The organism is Lentzea pudingi (assembly GCF_014646255.1).
In the GTDB taxonomy this organism is placed as follows: Bacteria; Actinomycetota; Actinomycetes; order Mycobacteriales; family Pseudonocardiaceae; genus Lentzea; species Lentzea pudingi.
In genome coordinates, this window is sequence record NZ_BMNC01000014.1 from 133,570 (window position 1) to 146,441 (window position 12,872).

Below are 12,872 nucleotides of genomic sequence, written 5' to 3' on the forward strand. Positions count from 1 at the left end.
GCCCCCGCAGGCTCGGACCACACGGGAAACCTGCGGACGGGGGACGCCAATCCCTGGGTCGTCCCCCGCCGCAGGCCTCTCGTTGGCAAGTTCGTCGGCCCGGTCTCCACCGCTGCGGGAGACCGGGCCGACGTGTTTCACGCGACCGGCACGGACAGGTCGGCGTCCGCCGCAAATCCTGTTCCTGCAACAGATGCAGCCACCACACCCAAACGGGCTATCGCCTCGCGCAGCACTTCGGGCGACTGCGTGTACGGCACTCGGAGCATCTGCTCGCACCCTCCGTGCACCGCGAAGCGAGGGCCGGGGACGAGCCGCAGGCCGTAGTTCTGCGCCACCACCGCGATGCGCGTGCTCACCGGCCCGTCGAGCGAGCACCACACCCCGAGCCCGCCGGCCGGCACGTCGAAACTCCACTGTGGACAATGTTCCCGCAACGCCGCGACTGCCACGTCCCGTTGCGTCAGGGCCTCCTCGCGCCGTTGCCGCAGAACGCTTTCCGGCGACTCCAGCAACGCTGCCAGCACGAGCTGCTCGAACACCGGGGTGCCCAGGTCGATCGCCGCCCGCGTCGACAGCAGCCGGTGCACGACGTCCGCGGACGCCCTGATCCACCCGATCCGCAGTCCGCCCCAGTGCGACTTGCTCGCGGATCCCAGCGTCACCACCGAATCCCCGCCGAACGCGGCCATCGGCAGCGGTTCCGGCGAGCCGTCGAGCGCGAGCTCCACCAATGTCTCGTCGACGACCCACGGCGTACGCGCTTTCCTCAGCACGGCGGACAGCGACTCCCGCGACTCGGACGACATCCGCAGTCCGGTCGGGTTCTGGAAGTCCGGGATCAGGTAGGCCAGCCGGGGACCCGCCTGGCGCAGCGCGGCCTCGAAGCCGTCGAGGTCCCAGCCGTCCGCGAGCATCGGCACGGGCACCGGGATGCCGAACGACGCCCGCACCGCCTCCAGCGCGTTGGGGTAGCTCGGCTGCTCCACCAGCACCCGGTCGCCGGGCCCGGCGAAGAGCCGCAGCACCAGCGCCCACGCGTGCTGCGCCCCGGACGTCACCACGATCTGGTCGGGCGAGGTCGGCAGTCCCCGAGCCGTGTACCGGTCGGCGATCCGCTGCCGCAGCACCGGGAGGCCCCGCTCGTCGTACCCGTGCGACGCGAGGTGCTCCGGCATCTGGCCCATCGCCACCTCCATGGCGAGCCGCACGGACGGCAGCGCGCGCGGCGCGGCACGGGACAGGTCGATCAACGTGTCGTCGCCCCCGGTGATCCCGCCCCCGCCACCGACTGGCCCGTTGATCCACGACCCGGCCCCGCGCCGCGACTCCACGACCCCCTCGGCCCGCAGCTGGTCGAGTGCCGCGGTGATGGTGGTGCGGCTCACGGGGAGCGCCTCGGTGAGCTCCCGTTCCGACGGCAGCCGAGTCCCGACGGGCAGCCGTCCGTCCGCGACCAGCAGTTTCATGGCCGAGACGAGATCGACAACGCACTGCCGGGGCCCGCCACGACGCCACTCGCCGAGCAGCTTCGCGAGCCGGACTCCGGACATACGTCCACCTGGTGGGAGCATGAGGCCAATTATGCCAAATTGGCTATGGATTACCAGGCCAATCAGGGCGCAACATGGCCACATGGCCTCCATGACCGCACTCCACCAGGTCTCCGTCCGGATCTCACCCGCCCGTCGCCTCCCGCAGCTCGCCGCAGGGCTGTGGCTCTACGGCGCGAGCATGGCGATGCAGATCCGCGCGACTCTCGGCCTGAACCCGTGGGACGTGCTGCACCAGGGCCTCACGAAAATCACCGGCCTGAGCTTCGGGCTGATCACCGCCATCACCGGCGTGCTGGTTCTCCTGCTGTGGATCCCCCTCAGGCAGAAACCCGGCATCGGCACGATCGCGAACGTCGTGGTCATCGCCGTCAGCGTCGACGTGACGCTCTCGCTCCTGCCCGCGCCGGAGGGACTGCTGCCCAGGATTGTGTTCCTGACGCTGGGCATCGTGCTCAACGCGGTGGCGTTCGCCGCGTACGTCGGCTCCCGCCTCGGACCGGGCCCGCGCGACGGCCTGGTCACCGGGTTCTGCCGCCGCACGGGGATCTCCCTGCGGCTCACGCGGACCGTGCTCGAACTGCTCGTGCTCGGCACCGGCTGGCTGCTCGGCGGCACGGTCGGCATCGGCACGGTCCTCTACGCGCTCGGCATCGGGCCGCTCGCGCAGCTGTTCCTGCCCGCGCTCACCTGGCGCGAGCGCTCGCGGCCCGCTTGCGGATCTCCGCGTACGTGACCTCCCGCTCCGTCAGCACCTCGGCCACGATTCCCTTGCCCTGCAACAGAGCCAGCAGGATGTGCTCCACACCCAGGTAGTTGTGGCCGAGGTCGCGCGACTCGCGCAGCGAGTTCTCCAGCGCCTTCTTGAAGTCCTGCTCCAGCGGCATCCCGAACCACCGCCGGCGCGGCCCCGGTCGCAGCACCCCGGTGCCGAGGGACTGCTCAGCCGACTCGATCACGGCGTCGACGTCGATCCCCAAGCCCCGCAACGCTTCCGCGTCGGCCTTGGTCAGCCCGCCCTTGCGCCGGTAGTCCCGGAACGCCGTCTCCAGCTCGTCGCGCGGCAGGTCGAACCCGGCCAGCACCGGCGCGCCGAGCACGGCCAGCAGCAGGTGCTCCACGCCGACCTCGGCGGCGTGGCCCTGCTCCGCCTCCCGCACCGCGGCCTTGACCGCCTCACGGGCTTCCTTCGTGAACCGTTCCGCGATCATCATCGCCCCCCGTGCTTCTTGTGGACCGCCTGGCGGGATACCCCGAGCTCCGCCGCGATGTCCTGCCACGACCAGCCCTGCGCCCGCGCACTGCGGACCTGGGCGGCCTCCAGATGTTCGAGCAGTCGCCGCAACGCGCTGACGGCCCGCAACCCGACCTTCGGGTCACGATCCCCAGCCGCTGTGGCGAGATCCGTCGCTTCCGTCATGATGTCAACGTACGTTGACAACCCGCATCCGTCAACCAATGTTGACACGTACGGTGGCAGCGTGAAGATCGAGACCGCTGAGCAGGGGGCTCCGGGCCGGGTCACCGAGGACCGGATCAGGGTCCTGCCGAACGCCGTCGTGGTGCTCGACGGCGTGACATCGCGAACCAGGCCTCCGGACCGCAACGGTGGTTGGTACGCCTCGAAACTCGCCGACGAGCTAGCCGAGCTGATCACCGACACCGACCCGTTGGCGGACGTCCTCACCCGAGCCATCACGAACCTCGTCGAGGAACACGACCTCGTCCCCGGCGACTCGCCGGCCGCGACCGCGTCGATCGTGCGCTGGACCGAAGAGACCGTCGACGCGCTCGTCCTGTGCGACACCCCGATCGTCGCGTTCGGACAGTCCACTCGGGTCCTCGAGGACACCCGGCTCGAAGACCTCCGGCCCGACCCGGACATCCTCAGGTGGAAGAACAAACCCGGCGGCTACTGGGTCGCGGAGGCCGATCCCGCCGCCGGAAATCAAGCCCTGACGACCTGGCGCCGCGACGAGACCAAGAGTGTGATCGCTCTCACAGACGGCGTCTCCTGCGGGGTGTCCGAGTACGAACTCTTCACATGGGAAGACCTGAATCAATTGCCTCTGGGCGAAGTGCTCGACCGAATCCGGGAAGCGGAGTGCGGTGATTCGGAACACCGGCGGTGGCCTCGCTACAAAACGCACGACGATCAGGCGATCGCCCGAATCACCTTCAGCGCATAACGAAAGAAGCCCCGCAGAACTCTGCGGGGCTTCTTTCGAAGGAGGTATGGCCAGGGGCGGGGTCGAACCGCCGACCTACCGCTTTTCAGGCGGTCGCTCGTACCAACTGAGCTACCTGGCCATGAACTGTGATATCTCAACCACAGGAAAAGCGACCCAGACGGGACTCGAACCCGCGACCTTCGCCGTGACAGGGCGACGCGCTAACCAACTGCGCCACTGGGCCTTGCTCTTGCTTGTCGTACTGTACTGCATGCAAGGTACTGCATGTTACTGCGTGCCCCCAACGGGATTCGAACCCGCGCGACCGCCTTGAAAGGGCGGGATCCTAGGCCGCTAGATGATGGGGACTAGCTGGTCTCTGGAAGCATCGTAAGCATATGCCATGGGTCCACGCACCTCCAAAACGGGGGTCCCACTTGTGTGCTGACCTGCCCAAACCCCCTCCAAGCGCGGATCGGCCAGATCAACAAACGCCTGTTCAGGGCTGTTCGGGCCGTTCACGCGGGTTCGGACGCACTTTGTGATCCAGACAACTCCCACGCGGGAGCCGTGATGCAGGGCAGCACGTGGCCCAGGACCTCGCGGATCCGCGAGGGGAAGTCCGCGCACTCCGTCGTCGCGGAGGAGATCAACCGCGAACCGAGAGCCGCGCTGCACAACGTCCGCGCGACGGCCTCCGGGTCGACGCCGGGACGCAGGTCTCCGCGTTCGGCCGCCTCGATCACGTACGTGGCGACGAGCTTCTCCCACATGAGGTGCGTGCTCGGGACGCCCGGATAGCCGACCTCGCGATCGGCGTTGAGCCGCACGCCGGCGCGCAGCACCACGTCGGCGGCCATCCGGTCGGCCGACTCGGCGAACATGCCGTGCAGGGCGCTGAGCGGGTCGACGCCGCGCAACCGCCACGACTCCCTCACCTGCGCCCACAGCTCGGTCTGCCGCTCGACCAGGGCGTCCGCGACCGCTTCCTTGGAGGGGAAGTGGAAGTAGAACGCGCCCTTGGTCAGTCCGGCGCGCGCGAGCACGGCGGTCAGCGACGTGCGCTCGTAGCCGAGCCGGTCGAACTCCTGCGCCGCGGCGTGGAGTATCGCCTCGCGTGTCGCGTGCGCCCGGTCCTGCTGGGTCATGGGTAGAGGTTAGGCCCTGTCCTGTGAGTCTCGTCGGGCGACAGCGGCGGTCGAGGGCCCCGGAGGCGCCCGCGTCTGTCACCTGACGAACTCGCAGGACAGCGCCTAGCCGTTGCCGCTAAAGAGACCCGTGGGTATGTTTCGAGGTGCGGCCCTGTTCTGCAGACGCGCTCCGGGGGGTGCGCGCCTGGAGTCAGGGCCGCTTTCGCGTACGCACGACCTTCACCGTTGCGCCGGTGGCAGCCCGCCGTCCTCGCCCGGTGACAGGCCGAGCATGTCCAGGAGCATCCGGCAGTCCTCCGCGCCCAGCGCGCTCCGCGCGACCGCGAGCCTGGCCCGGTGGACCTGGTCGTCGGAGATCCGTGATGGCTCTCCGCTGCGTTGGGCCGGCACGCTCGGCCCGCCCTGCCGCGACATGCTGTCGTCCTGTGTGAACAGGAACTTCCGCACTTCCAGTGACCCGCTCATGAGCACCCTCCCCGACTTGAGGTTGGCGCGAGGCTAAGCGACCTGGGACAACGGCCGCAGCCCCCCGCAGAGTGATTCCATCGACACCCAGCGTTACTTTCCGTACAGGTGCCGGGTGTGTCCGGTGGAGAACTGGCCAGTGGATGATGGACAGATGACCGACCCCACGCCGGAGCCTTCCCCCGAAGCAGAGGGCCAAAACGCGTCCCAGATACCGGGTTCCGCCGAGCAGCAGGCCATCTTCCAGGCGCTCAGCGGCATCAACCTGAACACGATCGACGCCGACATCGAGTCGGCGTTCGGCTCACGGATGGCCGAGCTCGACAAGATGCTCGAGGGCCTCGACGAGCTGGTCAACAAGATCGAGGGCGACCTCCAGAACCTGGACCAGCCCAAACCCGAGAGTCCTCAGTAGATCGGTTACCCCAGGGGGGTATACACTCGGAGCTCCGAAGAGAGAAAGGGCTCCGATGTCCGTCAGCGCCACCTACACCGTCACCGGCATGACCTGCGGCCACTGCGTCAGCTCCGTCACCGAGGAGCTGACCGAGGTCTCCGGCGTCACGGGTGTCGACGTCGTCCTGGAGACCGGTGCCGTCACCGTCACGAGCGACCGCGAACTCGACCGCGCCGAGGTCGTCGCCGCCGTGACCGAGGCCGGGTACCAGGTCGCATGACCACCACCGAGCCTCGTCACGTCGAGCTCAGCATCAGCGGCATGACGTGCGCTTCCTGTGCGAACCGCATCGAACGCAAGCTGAACAAGCTCGACGGCGTCTCCGCCACCGTGAACTACGCGACCGAGAAGGCCAGCGTTCAGTTCCCGGGCAACCTGCACGTGGACGACCTGGTGTCGACCGTGCGCGCGGCGGGGTACGACGCCGAGGAGCCCCAGCTCGAAGCTCCCGAGCAGGACGAGGCCGGTGAGCTGCGGCTGAGGGTCACCCTCGCCGCGGTGCTGGGCGTGCCGGTGATCGCGTTCTCGATGGTCCCGGCGTGGCAGTTCCCGACCTGGCAGTGGGTCTCGCTCGCGCTGGCGAGCGTGGTCGTGTGGGTGTGCGGCTGGCCGTTCCACCGTGCCGCCCTCGTCAACGCACGGCACGGCGCCAGCACGATGGACACCCTCGTGTCGATGGGCGTCACGGTCTCGTACCTCTGGTCGCTCTACGCGCTGGTGTTCGGTGAGGCCGGCATGATCGGCATGCGGCACGAGTTCAGCCTGCTGCCGCGCCCCACCACCTCCGGTGACATCTACCTGGAGGTCGCGGTCGGCGTGACCGTGTTCCTGCTGCTCGGACGCTGGCTGGAGGCCCGTTCGAAGCGCAGCGCGGGGGCGGCCCTGCGGTCGCTGCTCGCACTCGGCGCCAAGGACGTGGCGGTGCTGCGCGACGGCGTGGAGACCCGAGTCCCGATCGGTCAGCTCCGGGTCGGCGAACGGTTCGTGGTCCGTCCGGGTGAGCGCATCGCCACTGATGGCGTAGTGACCGACGGCAGTTCGGCTGTGGACCGCTCGATGGTGACCGGGGAATCGGTGCCGGTCGAGGTCGGCGAGGGCGACGCGGTCGTCGGCGGCACCGTCAACGCGGGCGGCCGGCTGGTCGTCCAGGCCTCGTCCGTCGGCGCCGACACCCAGCTCGCGCGGATGGCGCGGCTGGTCGAGCAGGCCCAGGCCGGCAAGGCCGAGGTGCAGCGGCTGGCGGACCGGGTGTCCTCGGTGTTCGTCCCGATCGTCGTGCTGATCGCGCTGGCGTCGTTCGGCACGTGGCTGCTGGCCGGACGGCCGCTGGAGTTCGCCGTGACGACCGCGGTGGCGGTGCTCGTGATCGCGTGCCCGTGCGCGCTGGGCCTCGCGACACCGACGGCGTTGCTCGTGGGCACCGGCCGCGGCGCCCAGCTCGGCATCCTGGTGAAGGGTCCCGAGGTCCTCGAGTCGACCCGCCGGGTCGACACCGTCGTCCTGGACAAGACCGGCACCGTGACGACCGGACAGCTCACGCTGGTCGACGTGATCCCCGCCGAGGGCGAGTCACGGGCTGAGGTGCTGCGGCTCGCCGCGGCCGTGGAGAACGCGTCCGAACATCCGATCGGCGCCGCGATCGTCCCCTCCGCCGGCGACGTGCCGGCCGTGTCGGACTTCGTTTCCACGGACGGCGTGGGCGTCAGCGGAACGGTCGAAGGCCGCCGCGTCGTCGTCGGCCGGGTGCGCAACGTGGTGCTCCCCACCGAGTTGACCGAGGCCGCAGTTGCCCACACAACCAGGACAGTCGTCGCGGTTTCCTTTGATGACAAGGTTGTCGGGCTCGTCGTCGTGTCGGACGTCGTGAAACCCACGTCCGCACAAGCGATTCGGGAACTGAAGCAGCTCGGATTGCGGCCGGTGCTGCTGACCGGCGACAACGCCTCCGTGGCCGCCGAGGTCGCGGCCGAGGTGGGCATCGACGAGGTTATCGCCGACGTCATGCCGTCCGGCAAAGTCGAAGCCGTCCGGAATCTCCAGGCACAGGGCCGAGTCGTGGCCATGGTCGGCGACGGCGTGAACGACGCGCCGGCCCTCGCGGCCGCGGATCTGGGGCTGGCCATGGGAACCGGCACCGACGTCGCGATCGAGGCGAGCGACCTCACACTGGTGCGCGGCGACCTGCGCGTCGCAGCGGACGCGATTCGGTTGTCCCGCAAGACTTTGAGCACCATCAAGGGGAACCTGTTCTGGGCGTTCGCCTACAACGTCGCTGGACTCCCGCTCGCGGCGCTCGGCCTGCTGAACCCGATGATCGCGGGGGCCGCGATGGCCTTCAGCAGCGTGTTCGTTGTTACCAACAGCTTGCGACTACGGGGTTTCCGCGCGTCGGCTGCTTAGAAATCCCGCGCGGAACACTCCCCAACCAGCGCGTGCGCATGCAACAATCCAAAAGCTGACACACCCCCGGTCAGCGCCTGTGGAGATCCCCTCCGGCCCCCGCGTTCCTCCCCCTGGCGCGGGGGCCTCTCCATGTCCCGAGGCACCCGCCGGAGATCCACTCTGAGTAGAGCCCATGTACACCTTGGGGTGACCCGGCTCACAGGGGTTTGGGTTCCGTGACCGAGCCGTTATCGTGTCCCGGTGCCTATCGGATCCCTCGGACGCTCCAAGTCCGGCCGTCACCGTCCCGCGGACGAACCGCAGGAGCCGGGGACGTCGCCCGACGAGGAGCTGACCTCTTACCTGGCTGCCCTGGCCCCGGACGCGGACAACGAGACCACCGCGTCGGGCTTCGGCAACGCGCAGGTGTACCAGCTGCGGCTGCAGCTGATGGCCAACGAGCAGCTCAAGGAACTCGCTGCCGAGCGCCAGACCTCCCCGCAGGCTCTCGCCACGGAGTGGGTCATGCAGCGCCTGGAGTGGGAAGCGCGCCAGCGCGGCCACTAGCGGTACGACCGGCCGTCCCACCGAAACCCAGAGCGAACGAAGAAGGACCCTCGACCGAGCCCGGTCGAGGGTCCTTCTCACGTACGGCTCCATTGCGGCGTATTACAAACCTCAGACCGCGCGGACGTTCTGAGCCTGCGGGCCCTTGGTGCCCTGGCCGACCTCGAACTCCACTCGCTGGTTCTCCTCCAGGGTGCGGAAACCCTGACCCTGGATCTCCGAGTAGTGGACGAAGACGTCAGCGCCGCCGTTGTCCTGGGCGATGAAACCAAAGCCCTTTTCGGAGTTGAACCACTTGACAGTGCCCTGTGCCATGTACCTGCCTCCATCGCAGGAAAGCTTGGGGCTGCACCGTGCAACCCCGGCCGTCCCGGGGGCGATAGGCAAACTCGCTGAGAGCGCACCGCACGCCCGCGTGTCGTTCCGCGAGCGTGTGAAGCACGAACACAGAAACCACGGCCTGCGCGGGTCAGCCTAACGTGTGATTGGTCATAGCACTACGGTCATTACTGGCCGGTTGGGTGCCTCAATAGGAGGAAAGCCGCTGGTCCGGGTGGGTGATCGCAAACTCGTGTGCAACGTGCAGCGACCCTTGTGCGTCTTCCTCTGCGTTGGACGAGGGGATCTTGGGGGAAGCGTGTTCCGGCCACTGTTTTTGTTTGCACTACTGGGATTGACCGCCTGCAGCGCCGCGCCCGAGGGCGGCCCGGCACCTGTTGCGCCGGTCGTGGCCGAGAAGGCGAAGGCCGTGCTGTCGGTGAGCCCGTCGTCGGGCGAGGGGATCAGCCCGGCCGGACCATTCCAGGTCGGAATGACCGGTGGTTCGCTCACCGCCGTCGCACTGACCGGCGCCGACGGGCAGGTGGTGAAGGGGGAGCTCACCGCCGGCAAGTGGGTCGCCACCGAGGATCTGGGCTACAACAAGGTGTACACCTGGTCCGGCACGGGCAAGGGGGAGGACGGCACCGAGGTCCCGGTCACCGGGTCGTTCCGCACCGTCAAGCCGCAGCGGGTCGTCAACGCGTCGCTGAACGTCGGCGACCACGAGACCTACGGCATCGCGATGCCGATCAGGGTGAAGTTCGCCGCGCCCGTGCAGGACAAGGCTTCCGCGCAGAAGGCCATGACCGTCACGACCTCCGTGCCGACCGAGGGCGCGTGGGCGTGGCTGTCCGACACCGAGGCGCACTGGCGCCCGCGCGAGTACTGGAAGCCCGGCACCGACGTCACCGTCGACGCCGACGTGTTCGGCGTGCCGCTGGGCGGCGGTGCGTTCGGTGCCAACGACGTGCACGTGCAGTTCAAGATCGCCGACCGGGCGTTGGTGGCCAAGGCGAACACCCAGACCAAGCGGTTCGAGATCTACCGCGACGGCAAGCTGCTGCACGACCTCCCGGCGTCGTACGGCAAGGAGAGCGACCCGGGCAGGGTGACCAGGTCCGGCATCCACGTCGTGCAGCAAAAGGAAGCCGCGCGGCGGATGAAGAGCACCACGTACAACTACGACGTCCCGGTCACCTGGGCGGTGCTGATCTCGCAGAACGGCGAGTTCGTGCACGAGAACGACAAGACGATCCCCCAGCAGGGCAACGAGAACGTGTCGCACGGCTGCGCGAACCTGTCCGGTCCCAACGCCAAGATCTTCTTCGACCTGACGATGGTCGGCGACCCGGTCGAGGTCGTGGGTTCCTCGGTGCAGCTCGGGCTTGCCGACCCGAACGGGCCGGCGCACGGCGACTACTGGCAGTGGACGCTCGACTGGGCGGCCTGGACCGCCAAGTCCGCCGCTACTTCCTAGTGGTGTGGCTCAGAACGTTGCCGGTGTATTCGTGGTCAGACGGGTGCATCGTGGTGCCGCCTCCACGTCCTCGTACTGGTTGTACGGGGGCGTGGGGGCGGTGCCGCGAGGCGCCCTGCTGAGCGCGGATACGCCGCCAGCGTTCTGGGTCACGTCACTAGCTCTTCTCGGTGATGGCGGGTGGCTGCGGGATCTCGTAACCGGACGGGCCGACGTTGCGTTCGAGAGCCCGCTTCCACTCGCCGCTCGAGATCATCTTCTCGATGGCCTCGTTCACGGCGTCGCGCGACTCGGCGTCACCCTTCGGCACGCCGATTCCGTAGCGCTCCTTGGAGAACGTCTTGCCGACGAGCTTGAGCAGCTCGGGGTTCTCGGCGGCGAACCCGGCGAGGATGACCTCGTCGGTCGAGACGGCGTCGACGTTGCCCGCCATGAGAGCGATCACGCAGTCGGAGTACTGGCCGTACTCGACGAGCTGCACCTGCTGCGAGAAGTCCGTCTTCACCTTCTGCGCGGAGGTCGATCCCTTGACCGAGCACAGCTTGCGGCTGTTCAGCGTCTCCGGGCCCTGGATGGAGTTCTCGGTGTAGCGCACCAGCATGCCCTGGCCCGTCTCGAAGTACGGGCCGGCGAAGGCGACCTTCTCCTTGCGGGCGTCGGTGATCGAGTACGAGGCGATGATCAGGTCGGCCTCGCCGTTCTCGAGCATCGACTCGCGGGCGGCACCGCGGGCCTCCTTGAAGGTGATGCCGCCTTCCTTCACCCCGAGCTCGTTCGCCACGTACTTGGCGACGTCCACGTCGAAGCCGACGTACCGGCCGTCGAGGCGTCGTTCGCTCAGGCCCGGTTGGTCGTAGCGGATGCCGATGGTCAGCTTCCCGGAGTCAGCACGTCCGATGACTGTGCTGGTGTCACCGCTCCCACAGGCGGTGGCGAACACCGCAACGGCAGTCAGGAGCGCGGCACGACGGATCACGACAGGCCTTCCGGGGGTGGTGTGGATTCGTGCGCAATGCTACGGACCTGCGGCGGTGATCGACTGTGATGTATGACAACTACGGAAGCCTCGCCTTGCTGGGCGTCACATGCTTGCCGTGACGCTCGATCGCACGCTTCAGGTGGCCGGGCGGAGCCAGTCTCCTGATCTTGCCGGGCACCAAAAGCGCAGCTCCACGCATCAGTCGCAGCCATTGGTCAGCGTGTTTGTACGGCTCACGGCCGTGTAGTTCGAGCGCCCAGTCGGGTAGCACCGAATACGCCAGGTGGCCTACGAGAACCCGGTACACGGGCAGCCCGTGGCGGACCCACCCCTGCACTGGCGGTCCGTGCAAGAAGTCGTAGATCACATCGGAGTCGGGCGTTCGGCGCAGAACGGGACGCATCCGGTCGAAGTACTCGGCCATTTCACGCCTGGATCCCGGTACCTCATCCGGGTGCAATCCGACCAAAGCAGCGGCAGATCGCTGTTCTGCGTAGTAGAGGTCCTTCTGTCGCCCGGACAGTCCGTACCCCGCGCGGTCGAGCACCGTTTCGAAACTGGAAACCTCCGAGCAATGCACCCAGAGCAGCAGTTCGGGTTCATCGACGCGGAACGTCCGGCCGTCCACGACGCCGCGCAGGTTCCGGTGCGTGGCCCGCACCCGTGCCGCGGCGGTGCTGATCTCCTCGTCGGTGCCGTAGACGCCGAGGCCGACGAAGTCCGCCGTGCGCTTGAGCCTGCCGAGCGGGTCGGCCTGGAAGTTCGAGTTCTGGACGACACCCGCGACCGCTCGGGGGTGCAGGGCCTGCAGGTAGAGGCTCGCGATCCCGGCGATCCACATCGTCGGGTCGGCGTGCATCTGCCAGCTCACGGAGTTCGGGTCGGGCATGCGGACATCGTCCCGCCTCGCCAGGATGAAGACCATGGACCTGGACCAGGCACGGGAAGTGCTCCGCAGCCAGCACCGCGCGGTGTTCTGCGCACTGAAGTCCGACGGCACGCCGGCCATGTCGCCGGTGCTCGTCGCACTCGACGACAACGGCGACGTGCTCGTCTCCACACGAGCCACCGCGTACAAGACGAAGCAGGTCGAGCGCGACCCGCACGTCTCGCTGTGCGTGCTGCCGGACAGCTTCTTCGGCCGCTGGATCCAGCTCAACGGAACCGCGACGGTCATCGGGTTGCCCGAGGCCATGGACCTGCTGGTCCAGTACTACCGGACGATCTCCGGCGAGCACGCCGACTGGAACGACTACCGGGCGGCGATGCAGCGCGAGCAGCGGGTGGTCCTGCGGATCTCGCTCACCTCCGCCGGACCGGACAGGACGGGCTGAGCCTGTAACACCGTT

At 68.2% G+C, this 12,872-nt stretch carries 16 protein-coding genes and 3 tRNA genes; 8 read left to right on the plus strand and 11 right to left on the minus strand.

The window, feature by feature from the left end; genetic code table 11:
* Positions 1-137: 137 nt before the first annotated feature.
* Positions 138-1,553: a MocR-like transcription factor YczR gene (gene yczR / locus IEY88_RS34390; RefSeq protein ID WP_229694040.1), complete on the minus strand. Its 1,416-nt coding sequence runs from the start codon at positions 1,551-1,553 to the stop codon at positions 138-140.
* Positions 1,554-1,635: 82 nt separating this feature from the next.
* Between yczR and yczE the strand changes: the two genes are divergently transcribed.
* A complete protein-coding gene (gene yczE / locus IEY88_RS34395) occupies positions 1,636-2,289 on the plus strand; it encodes a membrane protein YczE (protein ID WP_189159075.1) in 654 nt (217 codons plus the stop codon).
* Here yczE and IEY88_RS34400 read toward each other — a convergent pair.
* Both IEY88_RS34400 and IEY88_RS34405 read right to left on the minus strand, forming a co-directional pair.
* A complete protein-coding gene (locus IEY88_RS34400) occupies positions 2,240-2,767 on the minus strand; it encodes a Clp protease N-terminal domain-containing protein (RefSeq protein ID WP_229694041.1) in 528 nt (175 codons plus the stop codon). The genes yczE and IEY88_RS34400 overlap by 50 nt on opposite strands.
* Positions 2,764-2,973: a helix-turn-helix domain-containing protein gene (locus IEY88_RS34405; RefSeq protein ID WP_030473166.1), complete on the minus strand. Its 210-nt coding sequence runs from the start codon at positions 2,971-2,973 to the stop codon at positions 2,764-2,766. Before IEY88_RS34405 ends, IEY88_RS34400 begins: the two co-directional genes overlap by 4 nt.
* 61 nt (positions 2,974-3,034) lie before the next feature.
* Between IEY88_RS34405 and IEY88_RS34410 the strand changes: the two genes are divergently transcribed.
* Entirely contained in the window at positions 3,035-3,742 is a 708-nt protein-coding gene (locus IEY88_RS34410; RefSeq protein ID WP_189159076.1) for a hypothetical protein, read from the plus strand.
* A 47-nt stretch (positions 3,743-3,789) separates the two neighbouring features.
* Here IEY88_RS34410 and IEY88_RS34415 read toward each other — a convergent pair.
* The 5 genes from IEY88_RS34415 to IEY88_RS34435 form a co-directional block, all read right to left on the minus strand.
* Positions 3,790-3,863, minus strand: a tRNA-Phe gene (locus IEY88_RS34415).
* Positions 3,864-3,894: 31 nt separating this feature from the next.
* Positions 3,895-3,968: transfer RNA gene (locus tag IEY88_RS34420), tRNA-Asp, on the minus strand.
* A 52-nt stretch (positions 3,969-4,020) separates the two neighbouring features.
* Positions 4,021-4,093: transfer RNA gene (locus IEY88_RS34425), tRNA-Glu, on the minus strand.
* 149 nt (positions 4,094-4,242) lie between these two features.
* Complete coding sequence (locus tag IEY88_RS34430; RefSeq protein WP_189159077.1) at positions 4,243-4,872, minus strand: ScbR family autoregulator-binding transcription factor; 630 nt, start codon at positions 4,870-4,872, stop codon at positions 4,243-4,245.
* Positions 4,873-5,094: 222 nt separating this feature from the next.
* Complete coding sequence (locus tag IEY88_RS34435) at positions 5,095-5,340, minus strand: hypothetical protein (protein ID WP_189159078.1); 246 nt, start codon at positions 5,338-5,340, stop codon at positions 5,095-5,097.
* Between the two features lie 154 nt (positions 5,341-5,494).
* Between IEY88_RS34435 and IEY88_RS34440 the strand changes: the two genes are divergently transcribed.
* The 4 genes from IEY88_RS34440 (at position 5,495) to IEY88_RS34455 (ending at position 8,746) form a co-directional block, all read left to right on the plus strand.
* Positions 5,495-5,755, plus strand: a complete 261-nt coding sequence (locus IEY88_RS34440; protein ID WP_189159079.1) for a hypothetical protein — start codon at positions 5,495-5,497, stop codon at positions 5,753-5,755.
* Positions 5,756-5,810: 55 nt separating this feature from the next.
* Complete coding sequence (locus IEY88_RS34445) at positions 5,811-6,017, plus strand: heavy-metal-associated domain-containing protein (RefSeq protein WP_030477906.1); 207 nt, start codon at positions 5,811-5,813, stop codon at positions 6,015-6,017.
* Positions 6,014-8,197 carry a heavy metal translocating P-type ATPase gene (locus IEY88_RS34450; protein ID WP_189159080.1) on the plus strand — a complete coding sequence of 728 codons (2,184 nt, stop codon included), beginning with the start codon at positions 6,014-6,016 and terminating at the stop codon, positions 8,195-8,197. Before IEY88_RS34445 ends, IEY88_RS34450 begins: the two co-directional genes overlap by 4 nt.
* A 243-nt stretch (positions 8,198-8,440) precedes the next feature.
* The gene (locus IEY88_RS34455) at positions 8,441-8,746 is read left to right on the plus strand and encodes a hypothetical protein (RefSeq protein ID WP_189159081.1); all 306 of its coding nucleotides are present in this window, start codon (positions 8,441-8,443) and stop codon (positions 8,744-8,746) included.
* Positions 8,747-8,857: 111 nt separating this feature from the next.
* On the opposite strand, the gene IEY88_RS34460 is transcribed toward IEY88_RS34455, so the two are convergent.
* On the minus strand, positions 8,858-9,061 hold the full coding sequence (locus IEY88_RS34460) for a cold-shock protein (RefSeq protein WP_030477903.1): 204 nt from the start codon (positions 9,059-9,061) through the stop codon (positions 8,858-8,860).
* Between the two features lie 358 nt (positions 9,062-9,419).
* Between IEY88_RS34460 and IEY88_RS34465 the strand changes: the two genes are divergently transcribed.
* Positions 9,420-10,544: a L,D-transpeptidase gene (locus IEY88_RS34465; RefSeq protein ID WP_189159082.1), complete on the plus strand. Its 1,125-nt coding sequence runs from the start codon at positions 9,420-9,422 to the stop codon at positions 10,542-10,544.
* A gap of 157 nt (positions 10,545-10,701) precedes the next feature.
* Here the strand turns inward: IEY88_RS34465 and IEY88_RS34470 are convergent, their stop codons facing one another.
* Together IEY88_RS34470 and IEY88_RS34475 are read right to left on the minus strand one after the other, a co-directional pair.
* Positions 10,702-11,517 (minus strand): glutamate ABC transporter substrate-binding protein, encoded by an 816-nt coding sequence (locus IEY88_RS34470; RefSeq protein ID WP_189159146.1) that lies wholly within the window; start codon positions 11,515-11,517, stop codon positions 10,702-10,704.
* 82 nt (positions 11,518-11,599) lie between these two features.
* On the minus strand, positions 11,600-12,412 hold the full coding sequence (locus IEY88_RS34475; RefSeq protein WP_189159083.1) for an oxygenase MpaB family protein: 813 nt from the start codon (positions 12,410-12,412) through the stop codon (positions 11,600-11,602).
* A gap of 34 nt (positions 12,413-12,446) precedes the next feature.
* On the opposite strand from IEY88_RS34475, the gene IEY88_RS34480 reads away from it, so the two are divergent.
* Entirely contained in the window at positions 12,447-12,857 is a 411-nt protein-coding gene (locus IEY88_RS34480; protein ID WP_189159084.1) for a PPOX class F420-dependent oxidoreductase, read from the plus strand.
* Positions 12,858-12,872: the final 15 nt, after the last annotated feature.